Source organism: Brevibacillus sp. NRRL NRS-603 (assembly GCF_003013445.1).
GTDB classification, from domain to species: Bacteria; Bacillota; Bacilli; order Brevibacillales; family Brevibacillaceae; genus Brevibacillus; species Brevibacillus formosus.
Genome location: NZ_PXZN01000004.1, coordinates 21,339 through 42,361, shown reverse-complemented (window position 1 = coordinate 42,361; position 21,023 = coordinate 21,339). Strand labels below are relative to the sequence as shown.

Genomic DNA, 21,023 nt, shown 5'->3' with positions numbered 1-21,023 from the left:
GTCTATTCCCCTTCGTTTGAGAGCCTTCGCTGTTCTTCACGCTGTTGCCGTTCTTTTAGCTCGCTTTTGATTTGATAGAGCTCTGCACGTGTTTCGAGCTTGAACGCTTTTAATTCACTTCTGATGACAGCCAACTCATGAAAGAGTCGCTCCCACACCTCTTGATCTTTGTCCATGTTCGCCTCCTTTCTCGGACGTATACACAGCTGGCAGTTGAATCGTCACCTGCGTTCCGTGCCCTCGTTCACTCTGAAAGTGGATCGTCCCTTGCATCGCCTCGATGATCCGGCAGGTTACCATCAAGCCGAGACCTGTTCCTTTTTCCTTTGTAGAATAAAAAGGCAGCCCAATCTGTTCAATCTGCTCTGGCGTCATCCCCTCTCCCTCATCCTTGATGGAAATCACATGATAGTTCCCGGCTGCTCGTACAGTGACATGCAGTACGCCACCTTGTCCCATCGATTCGATACCGTTTTTCATCAGATTCATCAATGCTTGCTTGAGCTTAACGGCGTTGCTCTCAACGAATAGGCCCGGCTCGGTCTCACAGGCGATTTCCACTCGGTTCATGACGCTGTAAGAGGACATAATGGCGGTTATTTCTTTCACGGTATGCGCAATCTCCAGTCGCTCCAGCGTCTCAGAATGAGGCTTGGCCAGATTTAAATAGTCGGAAATAATAAATTCAGCCCGATCGAGTTCATTCAAGACCAATCGGATGTATTCAACGTTTTTCGGATTCGACTCCTCGCGCAGCAATTGGACAAAGCCTCGTACCACCGTGAGTGGATTGCGCACTTCATGGGCAACACTCGCTGCCAGCTCACTGATCAGGTTCAGCTTTTCCGAGCGTTCGACCTGCTTGCGGATAATATGAGATTCGCGAATAAACTCGATGAAATAAACGGCTCCACCTTGTACGATCAAAGCAAGGTAGCCGATTTCCACCAGCGGCTCCAGATAATTGTTAATGATGGACAGCGGAAACCCTCTCCAGATCAAAACAACCATCCCTCCACCGATGATGGATAGCTGCTTCAAGCATCCGATCAAGAGAACGACCGCTAGTTTTTTTCGTAAAGAGTAGCCATACCATCGATTGACTAGCAAAAACGGGATGATCACATAAATCATCGTTTCGAGTATGGTCATCTGGACGCCATCGCCACCTAGAACGATCCGTACGACAAACATGACCAAAATCGCTAAAATGCCCGGGATATACCCAGCGTATAAAATGGTAATAATGATCGGTATCGAGCGTAAATCGTACTCCATACCATTACTGAGTTGTACTGGAAAGCTCATAGAAAGAATGACACTGATCGAGCTACAAACGATAACCATGGATGACTTGACGCTCATCTTGTTCGAGGTTGATCGCCCCAGCCAAACGTTCCTATACAGCAAAACAGGGACGATAACGAACAGCAACTGCAGCAAAATGTCTTTGATGATTAACATATATCGGTTCCCCTGGTTCGTAGAATATTTCGATTTTTCTTACAGAATACCATCACTAGGTGTCTTTCTGGAAGGCACATTTTCAACATCTGGCAGATAGGATGTTTTTGTTGCGGTGACCAGCACATTTCCCTATGATGAAGAAGAGCTTGTTTGAAGACCTTGGAGGTAAGACATACACATGCGAAATGGTATAAAGCGTGAAGATATCGAGCTGTTGGCACCTGCTGGTAACTGGGACTGTTTGAAGGCAGCCGTGGCCAACGGAGCCAATGCCATCTTTTTTGGGGTAGAAAAGTTCAACGCGCGTGCTCGTGCTGAGAACTTTCAAATGGCGGAACTGCCTGAGATTATGGCTTATTTGCACATGTACGGGGTAAAGGGCTTCCTTACCTTTAATATTCTCGTATTTGAAAATGAACTAGAGGATGCACGCGAGCTGATTGACGCCTGTATTCACGCTGGAGTAGACGCTGTGATCGTGCAAGACCTCGGTCTTGTAAAGATGATCCGCGAGATTTCTCCAGACTTCCCGATTCACGGCTCTACACAGATGACGATCACTTCGCCGGAAGCGGTGGAGTTCACAAAGCCGTTTGATATGGAACGCGTCGTCCTCGGTCGTGAAAATTCTTTAAAAGAGATCAAAAAAATCGGAGAAAAAGCAAAGCTGCCGATGGAAGTATTCGTCCACGGCGCCTTGTGCGTTTCTTATTCGGGACAATGTCTGACCTCGGAAATGTGGGGTGGACGCTCGGCAAACCGCGGGGAGTGTGCCCAAGCCTGTCGCTTGCCGTATGACCTGATGGTAGACGGTGTGCAAAAGGACATGGGGAACATCGCTTACGTACTGTCCCCGAAGGACTTGGCTGCCATCGATTTGGTTCCTGAGCTGATTGAGGCTGGCGTGACTTCCTTTAAAATTGAAGGCCGTCTGAAAACACCTGAATACGTGGCAAACGTCGTGAGCAAATACAATGCCGCCATCGAGCGCTATTTTGCCGGACAAGATACGGGACCAACCGAGGTAGAAGTACGCGAGCTGCAACAAAGCTTCTCCCGCGGGTTTACACACGGATTTTTGACCGGGACAAACAACAAGCAGCTCGTAGATGGTTCGTTCCCGAAAAGCCGCGGTGTATTTTTGGGAACCGTGAAAAAACTGCTTCCTACAGGCGTTTTGGTGGAGATCACTGCTCCCGTCAAACGCGGAGACGGAATCGTGTTCGACGCGGGGGACCCTACGCAAAAAGAAGAAGGCGGTCGTATCTACGATATATTGAGCCGCAGTAAAAAGGTAGAAGGCGAAGTTTCCAAAGGCTTGTACGAAATCGTCATGGGACGCAATGACGTGAATCTGAAGCGTCTTCACGTCGGTGACCGCGTATGGAAGACGAGCGATCCTGAGCTGGATCGTCGTCTGCGCAAAACGTTCGAGACCGAAAAGCCTTATCGAACCTTCCCATTGTCTGTTCACGTGAGCGGAAAGCTGGGTGAAAAGCTCAGCGTCACTTGGGTGGATAAACAGGCGAATCACGCTGTCAGTGTTCCTTCCGAGGTACTGCTGGAAACTGCTTTGAAGCGTCCGCTGACGAAAGAGTTGCTGCACGATCAACTCAGCCGTCTGGGCGGAACCATTTTCCACCTGGAAGCTCACGATCTGACTGTCGATCTCGAAGGGGATCTCATCGTTCCTGTCAGTGAGTTGAACCGGATGCGCCGTGACGCGGTCGAACAGCTCGTGTTCCTGCGCTCCAAGCCGCCGATTTACCACCATCACGATATCAACGTATATGCGGATGTTCCAAAGAGCCAGCCAGTGGAAAAGCCGCTCCTGACAGCGCTGTGCCGCTCCCTTGAGCAATTGGAAGCAGCTGCGCAAACAGATGTGGACTTCCTCTACGCTGACTTTGAATTCGTCAAGCAGTATCCAGAGGGTGTCAAGCTGGCTCACAAGTACGGGAAAAAGATCGGGATTGCTACGATGCGCATTCATATGCCGGATGAAAACGGTGTCCTTGCCCTGATCGCGAAAAGCAAGCCAGACGCTATTCTGGTGCGCAATACGGGAGCACTCTATTACTATTTGTCCCGTCGTGATGAAATCGACATTCCGCTGATTGGCGATTTCTCCTTGAATGTCGCGAACCACAAGGCAGTTGAGCTGTTCCTCGCAACAGGTCTTGAGCTCGTCACGCCATCGTACGATCTGAACATCCAGCAGATGGTCGATCTGCTCAGCCGCTCGAACGCTGCGAACATGGAGCTGGTCATCCACCAGCATATGCCGATGTTCCACACGGAGCATTGCGTATACTGCACATTCATGAGTGAAGGTACTGACCATACAAACTGCGGAACTCCATGTGAGACCTCCCGCATTTCTTTGAAAGACCGCGTCGGTTTCTCTCACCCTGTACGTGTGGATACCGGTTGCCGCAATACCGTTTATAATGCGATTGACCAGTCCGGTGCTGAGTACTTGAGCGAATTCCGCTCCCTGAATGTCGGCAGCTATCGCATCGAGTTTTTGGAAGAAGAGCCAGAGCGCGTGAAAGAGGTAATCAGCCTGTATCGCAAGGCATTGCGCGGAGAAGTTAGCGGTACACATGTATGGCGTACTCTGAAGGCAACTAACCAGTTGGGCGTCACACGTGGGCAACTGACGAAATAACTAACAGATTTGTAGAGAGGAGCGAGAAAGTATGGCTGACCTGAATCAACCTTCTGTTGAAAACCTCGCTATTATCATTGAAGGCATCAAAGCAAAGCTGAATATGGCGAATACAGCGGTGATGCGCCCGGAGGATTTCGATCTGGTTCATTACGAGGATTTGCTGTACCTGTACAACATGGTGCAGAAAAAAGCCGCGTTTGGCATCAATGAAATGACTGCTATCGTTGAAGAGCTGGGTGCGATGAGAAAACAATCCTAGTTCTGTTTGACACAGTGAAAAAGCGTCACTCCCGGGTATATGGAGTGACGCTTTTTTTGTGTGCTCCCACAGTCTATCGGAGACTACGGAAACAGGCTCTATCCGTTTACTTTTTTCAACACAATGACTGCGTTATGACCGCCAAAGCCAAAGGAATTGGACATGCCGATATCGAGCGTAGCTCTGCGTGCTGTATTTGGCACATAGTCCAGATCGCATTCAGGGTCACGCTCCTCCTGATTAATCGTCGGAGGAATAATCCCTTCCTGCAAGCTCTTAATCAGTGCGATCGCCTCCGCCCCTCCTGCTGCACCAAACATATGACCCGTCATCGATTTGTTGGCGGTGATCGGCACACGGTACGCATGCTCGCCAAACAGCTTTTTGATCGCCAATGTCTCTGAACGGTCTCCGATTTCTGTGCTGGTTGCGTGCGCGCTGATGACATCGACGTCTGTCGTTTGCACCCCAGCTTCCTGGAGGGCCCATTTCATCGCGCGGTAGGGACCGATTCCTTCTGGATGTGTCGCTACCATATGATAAGCATCTGAGCTTGCCCCATAGCCAATCACCTCGGCATACATCCGGGCGTTTCTTTTCTTGGCGTGTGATTCTGATTCCAAAATCACAATCCCGGCACCCTCTGCCATGACAAACCCATCCCGTTGGGAATCAAATGGCCGACTCGCTCCTGCTGGATCATCATTTCTCGTTGATAATGCCGTCGCATTGCTAAAGCTGGCGAGAGATATGTCCGTCACTGCGGCCTCAGACCCACCTGCGATGACGACATCTGCCCCACCTGTCCGAATGAGCCGGAAAGCCTCTCCGATGGACGTATTCCCAATCGAGCAAGCAGTAACAGGTGACATCGTCGGCCCGTACAGACCGTACTTGATGCTGATCATCGCTGCTGCCATGTTGGAGATGAGCATGGGAACAAGCGTCGGACTGACCCGCTCAGGACCTCGTTCACGAAGAACGTTATGCTGCTCAAGGAGCGTCCCTACTCCACCGATGCCAGAGCCTACATATACCCCGATTCGCTCGCGGTCCAACTCGTCCAGCCGAAGTTCTGCATCCTCTAGCGCTTCTTCTACAGCAGCAAGGGCAAACTGGCAAAAGCGATCCATTCGCCGCGCTTCTTTGCGCCCAAAACGCTCTGCCGGATCAAAATCTCGCACCAAACCTGCGATTTTCGTTTTATTGCGTGCTGTATCAAAAGTATCAATAGGCGAGATACCAGACTTCCCTTGCACGAGACTGTTCCAAAACTGATTCACTGTATTCCCTATCGGGGAGATTACTCCCATACCTGTGACAACGACTTTTTCCATGATTAGCCTCCTATTCGAGTGCCTTATGGAAATCATCTTGTCACACGAGTTATCCTATTACAAGTTGTTGTTTATCCTAGTATAATGAGTACTAGTCTAACAAACTTAACCAGTTGAGGAAATCGAGAAATGGAGAGTGTACCATGAATCAGCAAACGCGTTTGCAGGCACTGTCTACTTTTTTGAAAGCGCAGCGCGCCAAAATCCTGCCACAATCGGTCGGGCTGGCTCCTGGGACGCGCAGAAGAACCCCCGGACTACGAAGAGAAGAAGTTGCTCAGCTCGCGGGGGTTAGCTCCACCTGGTATACATGGCTGGAACAAGGCCGCGATATCAAGGTCTCGCCTTCTGTTCTGGATGCGGTAGCAAGAGCCTTGCAGCTTACCGTCGATGAGCGTAAATATTTGTATGCGCTGGCACTGGAGACAGGAACGGGAGTCGGGCAAGGTGTGCAAAAGGATGAACCGCCGCAGATCAATCCTGCCCTGAAACGAATCTTGAAAGAATTGCGCTCGTGTCCCGCCATCATTACAGATCGACGCAGTCATATTGTCGGCTGGAACGAGGCAGCCGCACATGTCTTTCTTGATTTTGAACAAATCCCTTATGAAGAGCGCAATTTGATCCGCTTGGTGTTTACACGAAAGGAATTACGGCGGCTGGCAGTCAACTGGGAGCATTTCGTCAGCGGCTTTCTCGCGATTTTTCGCGCTAATTACGGTCAGTATGTAGAGGACGAGTGGTACGAGCAGTTTTTAAGCGAAATGCGGCAGGTTCATCCCGACTTTCACGACCTGTGGGAGCAAAGCCGAGTCAGCTCAGCCCCGGAGGTTTTACTGGAATTCCGTCATGCAAAAGCAGGGAAAATGCTCTTTCATCTGACTTCGCTGCAAGTTTCCGGGAGCGCGGATTTGCGATGCAGCATTTACACGCCTGACCCGAATTCTGCCACGGAGACAAAGCTGAGGCAGTTGATTGATCGGCCTGTTACTTCTGGCAAACCTTGACCGAAGTTCTATGTGGTTTGAGTCAACATGGTGGAGGAGAAGAAAAAGCACAGTTCTCTTCGACTCTGACACGCCAGCATGGGGATTCACTGTCCGTCTCCACTTCCAAAAGGGGACCGTCGAGCCAAAGCCACCCTACGGGCGGAGGCTTCTCAGGGAAGAAGTGTTCGACAAGCGTGGTTCCCTTTTGGAAGTTCCGACTGGGTAGGCGTTGTCAAGGTCTACGAGCTCTGTGCTTTTTCTTCTCACTAGCTTTGTTCGTAAACCGATGCCTTCTAAAACATGCACGCAAAAGAAAAACCAGCCCGACGGCATCTGCCCGGGCTGGTTCTCTTTGTTAATGATTCACAATTCCTACGCGCGTCCCGGAGGAAGCAAGGCTTCCGACTTCCTCGCAGCCTTCTTTCCACAGCAGGTAACGGATACTGTCTGCCAGCGCTTCCCAGCTCGCCTCGATGACGTTGGTTGAGACGCCGACTGTGCTCCACTTTTCGCCGTTGCTCGAGGATTCGATCAGGACACGTACTTTTGCGGCAGTCGCGCCGTTTTCATCCAAGACACGCACCTTGTAATCTTCCAGCTGCATTTTTGCAATGCACGGGTAGTAGCCTTCCAATGCTTTTCGCATCGCATTGTCCAGCGCATTCACTGGACCATTGCCATCTGCGGCCGTATGGACAGACTCCCCGTTCACCCGCAGCTTCACAGTCGCCTCCGACGTGATCGATTGGACGGCTGCCTTTTCCAGCATGATCTTGAAGGAGTCCAGCTTGAACAGGTTTTTCAGCTTGCCGGAGGCTTCTAAGAGCATCAGCGTTAGCGAAGCCTCTGCTCCCTCGTATTGATAGCCTTGGAATTCGCGCTCCTTGATGTGTGTAATGATTTCTCTCGCCTTTTCGCGGTCCAGGGAGAGGTCGATCTCTAGCTCTTCCATTTTGGCGAGCAAATTGCTTTGTCCTGCGAGCTCTGAGACGAGTACGCGACGTTTGTTGCCGATGTTTTCCGGCTCGATGTGCTCGTACGTTTTCGGATCGCGCATCACGGCGCTTACGTGAATACCGCCCTTGTGAGCAAAAGCACTGTACCCGACAAACGGCTGGTTGTTCGGCATCGTCATGTTGGCAATTTCCGCTACATAGCGAGACAGCTGTGTCAGCTCCTGCAATTGATCGCTGCTCACACATTGATAGCCCAGCTTGAGCTGCAAATTCGGCACCACTGAGATCAGATTGACGTTCCCGCAGCGCTCACCGATGCCGTTAATCGTTCCTTGTACTTGCTGTGCGCCAGCCTGAATCGCAGCTAATGCATTGGCAACTGCCACTCCGCTGTCATTATGCGGATGAATGCCTACAGGCGTCCGCAGATGGCCCACAGTCGTTTTGACAATATCATAAACTTCATGCGGCAGTGTCCCGCCATTTGTGTCACAGAGAACAATCCAGTCAGCCCCAGCCTCTTCTGCTGCTTCCAACACCCGCAATGCGTAGCGCGGATTCGCCTTGTACCCATCGAAGAAATGCTCAGCCAAAAAGAGAGTCGTCAGTCCATTTTCTTTTAAAAATGCGACCGAGTCAGCGACCATGCGCACGTTTTCTTCCAATGTCGTCTTCAGAGCATCCGTAACGTGCAAGTCCCATGATTTCCCGAAGATCGCGGCTGCCGAGGCTCCGCTTAAGATCAACGCTTGCAGATTGTCATCATCCGCCGCTGCTACATTCGGTCTACAGGTACTGCCAAAAGCCGTTACCTTAGCGTGTTGCAGTGAAATCTCCCGGATACGCTCAAAAAAAGCCATGTCCTTTGGATTGCTGCCCGGCCAACCGCCTTCAATAAAATCGATACCAAACTGATCCAGCCGCAGTGCGATCTTTATCTTGTCTTCTACCGACAGGCTGATCCCCTCTCCCTGCGTTCCATCTCGCAGGGTCGTATCATACAGATACACCTTGCTATTCATGTTTCTTCTCCACCTGTCCTGTTATTTTTCTGAATAATCACATCATTCTAACCGTTAGACGATTCCCAGTATACCACAGCCCAAATGGAAAGAAAACGCGGGAAAATAGAGGTTTTTTCTATGTCCGTGGGGTGCGGACAAATGCGACGGTTTGCTTGATCGCAGCTTCCAGCGGAGCCGATGTACCCGCAAACGGATGACGCGTGTTAAATGTATGGTCTCCGCCTTCTATCCAGTGCAGCTCGCTGTTTTTGGCAGCCTGATGAATTCTTTTTGCACCCTCTACCAGACGGACATAATCTTTTTCTCCTGTGATGATGCACAATGGTTGCTCCATCGTAGAAACAAGTTCCAAAATATCGTATTGTTGGCGATTGTTGTCCACGTCCTCGATCACGACTCTCGTGATTGGCATGTCTTGACCAGTCCGGGCATTTGCTATGTATCCGACGCCTGTCTCTTCTATTTGTCGGCGCAGCTTCTCGTCGAACAAATCGACATGAGCGATTCCGTTCCAGGTCACAATCCCTGCCACATGCGGGTTGTTTGCTCCAAATAGAATCGCGTCACCGCCGCCCTTGCTGTGTCCGAGTACGTACAGCTTCGTTTTGTCCACATAATCGGGTAACGGTAGCTCGCCTGACAAAATGTGTTCCGTCAACGCTTGCAAATCAGCCAGTTCACGCGCATACGTATTGCGTCCGAATTTCTCCAGCTCGTCGAACTCCGTCAAGCTCTCCCCTACGCCATTGCAGCTAAAATTAAAGCGAATCGTGGTAATGCCTTGCTTGGCCAGTTCATCGGCTACGTAGGGAAAGCTTCCCCAATCCTTGAAGCCTTTAAAGCCGTGGCAAAATAGCAGCAGTGGCTGTGCTGAGCCTGCCGATTCCTCCGTATGAATGTCGCCCCTCAGCGTTAACTCCTCATCGAGTGCGATGGAAAATGATTGCTTTTGCATGTGCGTTTCACCTCTTGTGCATTTTTTTATTATTATGCCGTGTCCCCCTCCTAAAAGAAACGAAAATACTAAAAAAAGAGACCTTCCTCAATAGAAGATCCCCTTTAGATAACTGCATTGTCTTTATTAATAAGATACAACGCATACTCCAACGGCCGACGAACCGCCATCGCATATCGCTCGTACTGACGCATCTGCTTGAAAATTTCTCTGCCTGGCTTCGGATTGATTTCGATAATCCACACCTTCCCGTTAACATCAATTCCCAGGTCAAAGCCAAACTCCATCATCAGGCCGAAATGTTCTTCAATGCGTGTGACAGTCTTGATCGCGAGCTCCTTGCATTCCAGCACAATCCGCTCTGCCATTTCTTGACCAAATCGTTTGACCAAAAAGGAAACAGCAGGCAAAGCGGTTCCCCCTCCATGCAAATTCGAGGTGGAAGATTGTATCGGCCCAACGCGAATACCCATCCCGGTCAAACACCACTGACCCTTCCCGTTCTTTTGCACAAGCATGCGAGCATCTACTGTTCGCTTGGGAACCAGTGACAACCGTAGCCCCTGCTGAAGAAAAAACTGCTCGTTTCCGCTCTTCTCATTCTTCATCCAATGCTCCAGCCGCTCGCACACCTCTGTGAGCGTCGGCAGTTTTTCGCAGCTTTTGGCTTGCTGCTTGGTCCTGCCATGCAAAAGATAGCGACCTGCTCGTTTCTCCACACGCAGTATGCTTCTGCCACCTGTTCCGTTTGTCGGCTTGAGATAAACCAGACGATGATCAGCAAGCATCGCAGCAAGCGTTTTTCTGTCGTAGGGGAGTGTTTCGGGAAGCCAGCGCTGTAGCTCTGGATCTTGTATCAAAATCTGGTGTACGGCATATTTGTTCGAGAAACGGTTATTCGCATAACGAAACCAGTTTTGCTTACGAAATGGCAAATAAGCACGATGCTTGGGCAATGGATAGTAGCGATAACGGTCGATGACGATATCGGGCCAGGCAAAACGCTCTCGTCTCCACTTCGTGCCATCTGGTACATAACCGTTGATCCGCTTTTCTGCAAAACGGACATCTTGTGGGCTAAATAAAAAAACCTCTGCCCCCATTTCTCTTCCTTCCTTAACCAGCCTTCGCAAATAGCCCGGCTCGACAAAGCCTGATTCTCCTCGGTAGGTCAGTACGCCTATCCGTTTTCTCACCGAAAGGCCACTCCCTCCCTTGTTCGATTTTCTAGCTAGCCTCGTATAGCTTATGGTTGAAAGCAAAAAAAGCGCCTTTGTCCTATGTAGGCAAAAGCGCATCTTTCATGGGTTTTCTTATCGTTGATGTGTTTCCAAATAGTGCAGTGCTGTTCGTCCCAAGAGCTCGCCTGCGATCAGCATGGCATCCTCGTCGATATCAAAGCGGGGATGATGGTGAGGATATGTCGCCAGTTTTTCTGGATTGCCTGCCCCTACAAACAAATAAGCACCCGGCACTTTTTCCAAGTAGTACGAAAAGTCCTCGCCACCCATCAACGGCTTCATCGATTCCACACGACCAGCTCCAAATGCGGCAATGGCTGCTTCCTGTGCGATCATTGTTTCTTTTTCATGGTTAATGACGGCTGGATACCCTCGATCGTAGACAACCGTAGCGCTGCCTCCCATCATGGCAGCTGTCCCCTCCGCAATTTCTGTCAGGCGCTGCTCCGCACGATCGCGGACGTCTGGCAAAAAGGTGCGGACAGTCCCTGTCAACCGACAGCTATCTGCGATGATATTCGTACTGTCTCCGCCGTGGAACGTCCCCACGGTCACGACTACACTCTCCAAAGGGCTGACGTTGCGGCTGGCAATCGTTTGCAGATGCCCGACAATTTGGGAACCGATCACAATGGAGTCGACGGTTTCTTCTGGAACAGCACCGTGTCCCCCTCTTCCTTTGATCTCAATGGAAAAGTCGTCCGTATTCGCCATCAGCGGACCTGCGCTAATGTATACCTTCCCCACAGGGAACATCGACCAGAGATGAACGCCAAAGATCGCATCGACGCCATCTACAGCACCATCCTGAACCATTTGGGTAGCTCCGCCCGGATTTTCCTCTTCCGCATGCTGAAAGATAAAGCGAATTTCACCGGCAAACTGCTCACGATGTGCTGCCAAAACAGAAGCAAGTCCTAATAGCTGGGAAGTGTGCGCATCATGTCCACACGCATGCATGACGCCAGGTACAGTGGATTTATACGGCACTTCTTTTTGATCTTGAATCGGCAGCGCGTCAAAATCCGCACGCAACGCGACGACCTTACCCGGGCGCCCTCCGCGCAAAACGCCGATGACTCCTCTACCGCCAACCCCTGTGCGAACCTCATCGAAGTGAAGTCCTCTCAATATTTCGGCAATGAGAGCTGGGGTCTTCTCCTCTTGAAAAGATAGCTCGGGATGCTGGTGCAGATGACGCCTCCAGCTAATTATTTGCGGCTCCATCTCTTTGAGCAGCTCTTTTAATTGTTCCTGCAAGGCCATGGTTCTTACTCCTCCCCCTTGATTCACCATTCTTGTCCCATCATAGCAGAATCATGGGTCAAATGGGGAGCTTGACTAATCCAGAGCGAGCATGCTCCGTTTTCGCTTTTCAAAAACCGCAAAGCTCGTATAGCCTACCCGTTTCAACTGGGCTCGAGCCTCGTCCAACTGCTGACCGACTTGATCAGGCGCAGTAGCGCTAGACGCCAAGGTAATGGGCACCTCATTCTGGAACAAAATCTCCAAAAAACGATAGCTGGGCGAAAATTCACGGAGCTGACTCGCCAGACCGTAGCCTGTATTGATTTCCGTCGCAATACCCATGCGCCCAAGAGCCCGGGCCACACGCTGATAATACGGCAATAGTGCAGTTTCATCCGGTCGCACGCCAAACGCTTTGATGCCATCGATATGGGCGATGACATCGAATAATTGCGATTCGATCGCCTGCTCCAGCTTATCAAAATAAAGGCTGTACAATCCGATTAGCTCCTGCCTGCCAAAGCGTTCTCGTGCATCCTGGATCGGATAGCCCCAGCCCTCCAGAAAATGCACGGCCCCTATGCACACATCCCAAGGATATTGATTCATGACATGCCGCAGTGTCTCTTCTCCACCTGAAAAATAATCCAGTTCAATCCCGACACGAAGCTCAATTCCATCCTCCGCCCAACGAAGCCGCTCTTTTTGCAGGAAAACAACAAAGCTGTCCAGTGAATCGTTTGCGACCTGACTCAGCCATTTGCGCTGCGCGGTCCCCAAACGATCAGAGCCGATGTGCACATGCTGTTCGTAGTACGACCGATACTCAAAAAAACGGTATAAGTGCTCGACCACGCAAACTTGCTGAATCCCAGCCTGCTTGGCACGCAATCGATACAATTCAAGCCAATCCCGTGAATACGGGCCTTGTTGTAGGCGCTCTGCCAACCCATTGATCAGCATACTTGCCCATTTTCGGCTCCCCTTCACTTCGGCATGCTCTACGAGGGGGCGCAATGATTCCGCTTGCTTGAGCAACCAGTCCAGCGAATACGGCCCTTCCTCCAGATGGACGTGAAAATCTACCTTCACCCGATCACCTCCTTGGGTTCGTCCCTGCTATTTCCTATCGTTATATATGCGTTTGGTTCCATACATATGTCGAGTATTCACATGACGAACGACCTAGCAAAAGGGGTGAAAAAAGAACAAAAAAAATGCCTCAGCAACGAGGCATTTTTGCTTATCAGCTATTTTTTCGCTCATACACGTAAAACGCATGCGGATGAACGTTCTTCTCATCCACGATACCCTCACGCTTGTCCACTAATGTGTAAGCATCGCGATCCCATGCCGGGAAAAACGTATCGCCCTCTGTTTCCAAATCGATCTCCGTAATGTACAGACGATCAACGACATCGAGGAACTGACGGTAAATCTCCGAGCCACCAAAGATGATGACATCACCCATGGCGAGCACTTCTTCCTTCGTATGGACGACATCTACACCTTCAGGGTGAAAGTCCTGGCTGCGTGTCAGGACGACATTCCTGCGGTTAGGCAGCGGCTTGCCGATCGATTCGAACGTTTTGCGTCCCATTACGATCGTTTTGCCTGTCGTTAATTCCTTCACATTTTTCAAGTCGGCAGGAAGGTGCCACGGCATGTCGCCATCTTTTCCGATGACTTGGTTGCGGGCATAGGCAACAATCAGGCTGATCATACGGCCACCTCGCCTTTGATGTGCGGGTGAGATTCGTAGCCGACGATTTCAATATCTTCGTATTTGAAGTCAAAAATCGAAGTCACTTCTGGATTGAGCACGAGCTTTGGCAGTGGCTTCGGCTCGCGAGTGAGCTGGAGCTTGACCTGCTCAATATGGTTGAGATACAGATGTGCATCTCCAATCGTATGAACAAAATCGCCTACTTCAAGCCCGGTGACATGCGCCACCATATGGGTCAGCAACGCGTAGGAAGCGATATTAAACGGCACACCCAAAAATGTGTCGCCACTGCGCTGATACAATTGGCAGGACAACTTGCCATTCGCTACGTAAAACTGGAACAGCAGGTGACAAGGCGGCAATGCCATCTTGTCCAATTCAGCTGGGTTCCATGCGCTAACGATCAAGCGGCGAGAGTCCGGATTGCGTTTGATCTCATCAATGACCCATTGAATCTGGTCCACTGTTTTGCCGTCGCGTCCAGTAAAGGAACGCCATTGGCTTCCGTATACCGGTCCCAAATCTCCATTTTCATCGGCCCATTCGTTCCAGATCCGCACGCCGTTTTCCTGCAAGTAGCGGACATTGGTATCGCCTGATAAAAACCAGAGCAATTCGTGGATGATCGATTTCATATGCAGCTTTTTCGTCGTGACCATAGGAAAGCCTTCACTCAAGTCAAAACGCATCTGATGCCCAAAAACACTGGTCGTTCCGGTGCCTGTCCGATCCTCTTTTGTGACACCCTCATTCAAAATGCGCTGGCACAAATCCAGGTATTGTTTCATCGTCCATCTCTCCTTCCATCTCATCTATTTTACCTGACCCAGACGAAAAGGAAAGATCGGAATGTCATGATATAATAAATGGATAAATGTAGAAAGCGGGATTCCTGATGGATGGCAAATCTTCTGGAGCTACAAAGCCCTTATATAAACAAATAGCAGAACAAATCGAGCAAAGAATCAGCAGTGGTGAATTCGGTCCTGGCAGCTATTTGCCCTCGGAGCGCACGCTGGCCAAAGAACTGAACGTCAACCGTTCAACCGTCGTCGCTGCGTACGATGAGCTGCAAGCAGCGGGTATAATCGAACGCATACAAGGAAGTGGCACCATCGTCAGCCAAGATATTTGGGGACTGGCACGGACCCGCGTTCCGAACTGGCGTCATTTGACGGAATCAGGTTCGTTTCGCCCGAATTTACCGTTGATCCGGAAAATCCGTCGTGAAACTCAGGAAAATGACTTGATCGATTTGGCGAGTGGCGAGCTCTCGACCGATCTCGTTCCTAATCAAGCACTTAAGCAGCTCATGACCCCCGATGACTTCCCGGCTCATCTCGGCTATGAACACCCGCAGGGCAATTGGGCTTTGCGAGAGACATTGAGTCTCCATATGAAAACATGGCGAAGCATCGAAGCACCCGCTACCTCGATCATGATTACATCAGGCGCGCAGCAAGCTCTTCATCTCGTCGTTCAATGCTTGTTAAAGCCAGGAGATGCGGTTGCCATTGAGAAGCCGTCTTATTGTTATTCCTTGCCGCTTTTTCATTCTGCTGGCTTGCGTACGTTCTCTCTGCCGGTCGACCGGGACGGCATCGACCCCAAGCACTTGGCCCAGCTCCACCGCCAGCACCGCATCAAAATGGTTTTTCTCAATCCGAATTATCAAAACCCGACTGGGACACTGCTTTCATTGGAGCGGCGCCAGGAACTGCTGGCATTCTCCTATGAAAACGGGATTCCAATTATCGAGGATGATCCATACAGCTTGACCAGTTTTTCAAGAGAGCACGTCCCAACCTTAAAATCGTTGGATCAACATGGAACAGTACTCTACATCAGCTCTTTGACCAAAATCGTAGCCTCAGGTCTGCGAATCGGCTGGATCGTCGGACCCGCCACTGTCATGGAAAGACTGGCAGATGCGAAACAGCAGTTTGATTTTGGACACAGCATTTTTCCGCAATGGCTGGCAAATCGCTTTCTCGGATCGCCGCAGTTTGCAAGTCATATCGATCTTTTGCGAACAGAGCTGTCCTTGCGGCATGATCAGCTTGTCTCCTCGCTCCAAGACATGTTCGGTGATCAAGTAGAAATGATCGGTTCAGAGGGAGGCATTCACCTGTGGTGTAAATTTAATGGGGAATGGAGCGGCGAACGACTTCTCACAGAATCAGTCAAACGGGGAGTTGTCTTCGTTCCGGGACATCTTTTCGGCGCAGAGCAAGGATATATCCGCTTCACTTTTGGCAGAGCTACTCTGGATCAGATCCCCGAGGCAGTCTCGCGCTTAGCGGATGCGCTCATAGCAAGTGGATGGGCAAAATAATCCCAAAGTGGATGGCAACATTTTTGTGTGGTCGGTATATGATCGAAGTAAGCTACCGTATGCATCCTCGTGTATATCCAGCAGGATGACTGGGCCATACAGAAAGGACTGGCTGTTATGAGTATTTTTCCTTTCATTATTGCTATTATTGTACTTGTTCTTATAGGTCTCGTCGTTACCATAAAAATCGGAATAAACCCATCCGAATCCAAAGTGCGGGACTTTAAACAACGCTCCCGAAATCTGTTGATCATTTACGGCATCATTACGATCGCCCTGGTCATTGCATTGTCAGTCTTCCTCTACAACAACCTTTGATCAATCCCAAGCGCTACGTGACATAAATAAGACGCCGTCTGCCTTTTACAGGTATGACGGCGTTTTTGAATCGAAGGAAGTCCTTCGTCATGTGTTTTTAGGGGATGTTACCAGCTTTACACGCTTTGCCTCGCCACATTGGCGGCTTGCAGCCCACGCTGTCCATTCACGATCTCAAAAACCACCTGCTCGCCTTCCTCCAAGTTCCGATATCCTGACCCCGTGATCGCAGAATAGTGTACGAATACATCAGGTCCGCCATCGCGCTCAATAAACCCATAGCCCTTTTCTTTGCTGAACCATTTTACTTTCCCTTGAATCATTGTGTTTCCTCCCTGTAATCAGTGCAGCTCTTACGCTTACCCCATCATATGCGGATGCGAAGTCAGTGGATATACGGTAAAATAAATAAAGTAAGAATCGTCACGCCAGAAAGGAGTGAACTACATGAAAAAAGTATGGATTTTTGCGTGCGCGCTGCTGCTCACTGCCTGCTCCGATATATCCGAAGGGGTCCAAACCGCCCAGCAAGCAGTAGAAACAGGACAGCAAGCGATTGAGACAGGCAAACAGGCTGTCGAAGCTGGCCAACAAGTTCTGGAAGCCGGCAAGCAACTGGCTGAGTCTGAGGTCGCCAAACAGCTGCAAACATATCTCCAGCAAAAATACGAATCCTCTGAGGCATTGCGTAATGCCATGTTCAGTGGAGATGGTCAGCTGCTCGCAGAAGAATTGCAAAAAACCGAGCTCGCGAACTTCAGCTTTTACAAATCTGACATGTTCGGTGTTGAATATACAGGCACGCTCTCTGCCGATGGTACTTTCAAAGTGCTTAAGCACGATTTGAACAACCAAGGTGCGGAGCCTACTGTTGTAAAGGAATTCAAAGTAACACTCGACGGAAACGGTCAGGTTCAAGTTCAGTAATTTGGAAAACATTTCAGGAAAAGCCTGCGATCAATCCTCGCGGGCTTTTTCGCGTTATAAAAAACTTTTTATTGAGTCTCTACAAAATTTTCTGTTTTTACTTATAGATTTTTATATATGGGCATGATAATGTGTAAAGTGTTCATATAAAGTTCATAAATACTAAACATAACAAGAGGTGCTGCCAATAATGAATATGCTGCTCGCGTCTATTATTGTGTACATGGCAGGTATGCTTTTAATCGGATATTATGCCTACAAGCGTACCTCCAATCTGACCGACTATATGCTTGGTGGTCGATCGCTGGGTCCAACTGTAACCGCTCTCAGCGCGGGTGCATCCGACATGAGTGGCTGGCTGATGATGGGCCTGCCTGGCGCCATGTTTGCCCAAGGTCTTAGCGCATCCTGGATTGCCATCGGTCTGACTCTCGGGGCTTATGCCAACTGGCTGTATGTCGCTCCCCGCCTTCGTTCGTATACAGAGGTTGCCAACAACTCGATTACGATTCCTGCTTTTTTGGAAAATCGTTTCGGGGATGGGTCTCGGATGCTTCGTCTTGTCTCGGCCCTTGTTATTATGATCTTTTTTACCTTTTACGTCTCATCCGGTCTCGTCTCTGGAGGCGTGCTGTTTGAAAACACCTTCCACCTGAGTTATCAAACGGGACTATGGATTGTCGGATTGGTCACCATTGCCTACACATTGTTTGGCGGCTTCCTCGCTGTTAGCTGGACGGATGCTGTGCAAGGACTCATCATGGTTATCGCGCTCATTCTCGTCCCGCTCGTGACCGTTCTTACAGCAGGCGGATTGGGGGAAACATTTACCGAGATTCACGCTGTCGATCCCTCTTTACTCGATATTTTTAAAGGGACGAGCCTGCTCGGCATCATTTCCTTGTTTGCATGGGGTCTCGGCTATTTCGGACAACCGCACATTATCGTTCGCTTTATGGCGATTACGTCCACGAGTGAGATCAAAAAAGCACGCAGCATCGGTATGGGCTGGATGATTTTCTCCGTCGTTGGCGCCATGCTGACAGGTCTGGTCGGTATCGCCCTGTACTCCAAGCAAGGCTGGACGTTGAGCGATCCTGAGACGATCTTCATCCAGTTGGGAACGATTCTGTTCCATCCAATCATTACCGGCTTTTTGCTGGCGGCGATTTTGGCAGCGATCATGAGTACGATTTCCTCTCAGCTGCTCGTCACCTCCAGCTCCTTGACCGAAGATATTTACAAAACCTTTTTCAAGCGTTCTGCAACCGACAAAGAGCTGGTCACCTTTGGCCGCTTGTCCGTATTGCTTGTATCTGTCGTTGCCTTTTTGCTCGCCTTGAATAAAAATGACACGATCCTCGATCTCGTCGGATATGCATGGGCCGGATTCGGTGCTTCGTTTGGGCCTGTCATCCTGCTCTCCCTCTATTGGAAGCGCATGAACAAATGGGGTGCTCTCGCGGGTATGGTCGCTGGCGCACTTACCGTTATCATCTGGACTCGTTTTGATGTGCTGAAGGACTTCCTCTACGAGATGGTTCCCGGTTTTGCCATTAGCCTGCTCGCCATCGTGGTTGTCAGCCATTTGACCAGCAAGCCTTCGAATGAGGTTACCGCTCAGTTTGATGAGTACCAAAAAGGCATGAAATAATCTTGCTGAAAAAGCCAAGCAGCCTATGCACTGGACAACTGCCCTGTCCCACGCCATAGGCTGCTTTTTTCTGTTGAAACTATTTGGAACCCTCATCGTAAATCATCCATAACCTCATAAAAAGGAGGGACAAAAAATAGATGATGATGTCCAGCTTGATTATTGGCGTATCCCTTTTGATTTTTGGCATGCTCGGGATGGCTTGCTACCGCTTTTTTATCCAAAAGAAAACGGTCGAGCACTACTACACCCCGCTAGATCGCGTGCTTGGGCAAACACCAGTCGAATTCCATGAGCAAAAGATCGAGAAAAAAGAATCGGAGGAAGAGGAAGGTGACGACAAGGATAAGAACGAGAAGCTTCGGCAAAAGCGCAGATCATAACGAAAACCAAGCTTCTGCCAAACGCCTGATTCCTACCGCAATGTCTTGTTCCTCCACTCCACCAAATCCAACAATGATTCGCGGCCGAGCATTCGTCGGATCATTGGCCCAGTTATGGCCGCTCGGATAAACGCGGACATCGACCCCACGCGCCAGCTCGATCAGCTCCTTCTCCGTTCGGGAAGTATCTACCTCCAGCAAAATATGCAGCCCTGCTGACTGCCCCAATACTCGTACTTCCCGTGGCATGTACGTCTGTATCGCACGAAGCAGAGCATCGTGCTTGCGGTGATAGACGGTGCGCATTTTTCGGACATGCTTTTCCCAATAGCCCTTTTGCATGAACAACTGCATGCTCCGCTGCAAATGGCGGGAAACTGGGGAAGGATACGCCTGAAATGCTTCCAAATAACGCCCGAGCAATTGCCTCGGAAGTACCGTATAATCCAAGCGAAGTGCTGGAGAAAATGCTTTGGAAAAATTGCCGATATAAACAACACATCCATCCCGATCCATTCCTTGCAGAGATGGCGTAGGGTGTACATCGTAGCGGAATTCGCCATCGTAATCATTTTCGATGATGATTCCGTTCTTTCTCTTTGCCCATTGCAGCAATTGTTGGCGCTGACCGACTGGCATGACCATCCCATACGGATATTGATGGGCCGGAGTTGTGTATACGACAGTTGCGTTGCTTTTCTCCAAGGCTTCAATGGACAGCCCCTCTTCTTCCAACGGTATCGACACGACCTCGTACCCGTGATGCGAAAAAACGATTCGAGCATCGGCATACCCAGGCTCCTCGATCGCAACCACACGGTGCCGATCCGCCAAGAGCAGACATAGAAAGCTGAGAGCCTGCTGTAATCCGGTGCCGATGATGATTTGCTCGGGCTGACAAAGGAGCGTACGTGCTCTGCGCAAATATTTACTGAGCTCCTCTCTCAGTTCCCACTCTCCTTGATCATCTCCATAAAAAGAAAAGTCCTCCGGATAGACATCCAGCGCCTCCAGCATGCACGAGCGCCATGCAGCGTAAGGAAAGTGCTTTGTATCAATGACAGAACCGTGGAAATTGTATCGACAAGAGAGGTGCTCTCCTTTTTTCTTTTTCAAGATGGACGAGTACAGGGCAATCTCCTCATCCTGATCTACTGGCTCTGACCATCTCTCGATCTCGGCAGCAAAAAATCCGCTTCGCTCCCGGCTCACGATGTAGCCTTCTGCGAGCAGTTGCTGATAGGCTGCCTCAATCGTATTTTTTCCGACGCCGCTTGCTTTCATCAACTGACGGATCGACGGCAGCTTCGTTCCAGACGGTATCTCTCCTGATGCGATCCATTTGCTCAATTGCTTGTATAGCTGCTGATATAAAGGTTCTTTGCTCTGTGCATCCACGATCGGCATGTATTCCATCAGCGGCCTCCATTCTGTACCCATCCAACTCTACCAAACTGTCACTATGTATAGGAGCAGTTCTCTTTTACAATGATTGTACCAGATTTACCCACACGAAAGGAGAAGCAATC

General features: G+C 50.0%; 20 protein-coding genes. 8 read left to right on the top strand and 12 right to left on the bottom strand.

The window, feature by feature from the left end:
* Positions 1-2: 2 nt before the first annotated feature.
* Positions 3-176, bottom strand: coding sequence for a hypothetical protein (locus C7R94_RS30155; protein WP_197240696.1), 174 nt, complete (start codon positions 174-176; stop codon positions 3-5).
* Positions 136-1,464, bottom strand: a complete 1,329-nt coding sequence (locus tag C7R94_RS01060; RefSeq protein ID WP_106778100.1) for an ATP-binding protein — start codon at positions 1,462-1,464, stop codon at positions 136-138. Before C7R94_RS01060 ends, C7R94_RS30155 begins: the two co-directional genes overlap by 41 nt.
* Positions 1,465-1,645: 181 nt before the next feature.
* Between C7R94_RS01060 and C7R94_RS01055 the strand changes: the two genes are divergently transcribed.
* On the top strand, positions 1,646-4,138 hold the full coding sequence (locus C7R94_RS01055; RefSeq protein WP_106778099.1) for a U32 family peptidase: 2,493 nt from the start codon (positions 1,646-1,648) through the stop codon (positions 4,136-4,138).
* 31 nt (positions 4,139-4,169) lie between these two features.
* Positions 4,170-4,400 (top strand): DUF1128 domain-containing protein, encoded by a 231-nt coding sequence (locus tag C7R94_RS01050; RefSeq protein ID WP_047071613.1) that lies wholly within the window; start codon positions 4,170-4,172, stop codon positions 4,398-4,400.
* A 98-nt stretch (positions 4,401-4,498) separates the two neighbouring features.
* On the opposite strand, the gene fabF is transcribed toward C7R94_RS01050, so the two are convergent.
* On the bottom strand, positions 4,499-5,737 hold the full coding sequence (fabF, locus tag C7R94_RS01045; protein ID WP_106778098.1) for a beta-ketoacyl-ACP synthase II: 1,239 nt from the start codon (positions 5,735-5,737) through the stop codon (positions 4,499-4,501).
* Between the two features lie 143 nt (positions 5,738-5,880).
* Here fabF and C7R94_RS01040 point away from each other — a divergent pair, with 143 nt between their 5' ends.
* Positions 5,881-6,744 (top strand): helix-turn-helix transcriptional regulator, encoded by an 864-nt coding sequence (locus C7R94_RS01040; protein ID WP_106778097.1) that lies wholly within the window; start codon positions 5,881-5,883, stop codon positions 6,742-6,744.
* A gap of 337 nt (positions 6,745-7,081) precedes the next feature.
* On the opposite strand, the gene cimA is transcribed toward C7R94_RS01040, so the two are convergent.
* The 7 genes from cimA to C7R94_RS01000 form a co-directional block, all read right to left on the bottom strand.
* Positions 7,082-8,704, bottom strand: a complete 1,623-nt coding sequence (cimA, locus tag C7R94_RS01030; protein WP_106778096.1) for a citramalate synthase — start codon at positions 8,702-8,704, stop codon at positions 7,082-7,084.
* Between the two features lie 118 nt (positions 8,705-8,822).
* A complete protein-coding gene (locus tag C7R94_RS01025; protein ID WP_047071603.1) occupies positions 8,823-9,662 on the bottom strand; it encodes an alpha/beta hydrolase in 840 nt (279 codons plus the stop codon).
* Positions 9,663-9,766: 104 nt separating this feature from the next.
* Positions 9,767-10,858 (bottom strand): YheC/YheD family endospore coat-associated protein, encoded by a 1,092-nt coding sequence (locus tag C7R94_RS01020; protein WP_106778095.1) that lies wholly within the window; start codon positions 10,856-10,858, stop codon positions 9,767-9,769.
* A 117-nt stretch (positions 10,859-10,975) separates the two neighbouring features.
* The gene (locus tag C7R94_RS01015; RefSeq protein WP_106778094.1) at positions 10,976-12,169 is read right to left on the bottom strand and encodes a M20 metallopeptidase family protein; all 1,194 of its coding nucleotides are present in this window, start codon (positions 12,167-12,169) and stop codon (positions 10,976-10,978) included.
* A gap of 75 nt (positions 12,170-12,244) precedes the next feature.
* Complete coding sequence (locus C7R94_RS01010) at positions 12,245-13,243, bottom strand: histidinol phosphate phosphatase domain-containing protein (protein WP_106778093.1); 999 nt, start codon at positions 13,241-13,243, stop codon at positions 12,245-12,247.
* Between the two features lie 154 nt (positions 13,244-13,397).
* Positions 13,398-13,874: a dihydrofolate reductase gene (locus tag C7R94_RS01005; RefSeq protein ID WP_015892627.1), complete on the bottom strand. Its 477-nt coding sequence runs from the start codon at positions 13,872-13,874 to the stop codon at positions 13,398-13,400.
* Positions 13,871-14,665, bottom strand: a complete 795-nt coding sequence (locus C7R94_RS01000) for a thymidylate synthase (RefSeq protein WP_047071583.1) — start codon at positions 14,663-14,665, stop codon at positions 13,871-13,873. Before C7R94_RS01000 ends, C7R94_RS01005 begins: the two co-directional genes overlap by 4 nt.
* Positions 14,666-14,772: 107 nt before the next feature.
* Between C7R94_RS01000 and pdxR (C7R94_RS00995) the strand changes: the two genes are divergently transcribed.
* A complete protein-coding gene (gene pdxR / locus C7R94_RS00995; protein ID WP_106778092.1) occupies positions 14,773-16,212 on the top strand; it encodes a MocR-like pyridoxine biosynthesis transcription factor PdxR in 1,440 nt (479 codons plus the stop codon).
* 117 nt (positions 16,213-16,329) lie between these two features.
* Entirely contained in the window at positions 16,330-16,530 is a 201-nt protein-coding gene (locus C7R94_RS00990) for a hypothetical protein (protein WP_106778091.1), read from the top strand.
* 116 nt (positions 16,531-16,646) lie between these two features.
* Here the strand turns inward: C7R94_RS00990 and C7R94_RS00985 are convergent, their stop codons facing one another.
* Positions 16,647-16,853, bottom strand: coding sequence for a cold-shock protein (locus C7R94_RS00985; RefSeq protein ID WP_047071579.1), 207 nt, complete (start codon positions 16,851-16,853; stop codon positions 16,647-16,649).
* A 124-nt stretch (positions 16,854-16,977) separates the two neighbouring features.
* On the opposite strand from C7R94_RS00985, the gene C7R94_RS00980 reads away from it, so the two are divergent.
* From C7R94_RS00980 to C7R94_RS00970, 3 genes are all read left to right on the top strand, one after another.
* Complete coding sequence (locus C7R94_RS00980) at positions 16,978-17,457, top strand: hypothetical protein (protein ID WP_106778090.1); 480 nt, start codon at positions 16,978-16,980, stop codon at positions 17,455-17,457.
* A gap of 190 nt (positions 17,458-17,647) precedes the next feature.
* Positions 17,648-19,111: a sodium/proline symporter PutP gene (gene putP / locus C7R94_RS00975; protein WP_197240714.1), complete on the top strand. Its 1,464-nt coding sequence runs from the start codon at positions 17,648-17,650 to the stop codon at positions 19,109-19,111.
* Between the two features lie 140 nt (positions 19,112-19,251).
* Entirely contained in the window at positions 19,252-19,494 is a 243-nt protein-coding gene (locus C7R94_RS00970; RefSeq protein WP_106778088.1) for a DUF3951 domain-containing protein, read from the top strand.
* Here the strand turns inward: C7R94_RS00970 and pdxR (C7R94_RS00965) are convergent.
* Positions 19,489-20,910 (bottom strand): MocR-like pyridoxine biosynthesis transcription factor PdxR, encoded by a 1,422-nt coding sequence (gene pdxR / locus C7R94_RS00965; RefSeq protein WP_106778087.1) that lies wholly within the window; start codon positions 20,908-20,910, stop codon positions 19,489-19,491. The genes C7R94_RS00970 and pdxR (C7R94_RS00965) overlap by 6 nt on opposite strands.
* Between the last annotated feature and the right edge of the window lie 113 nt (positions 20,911-21,023).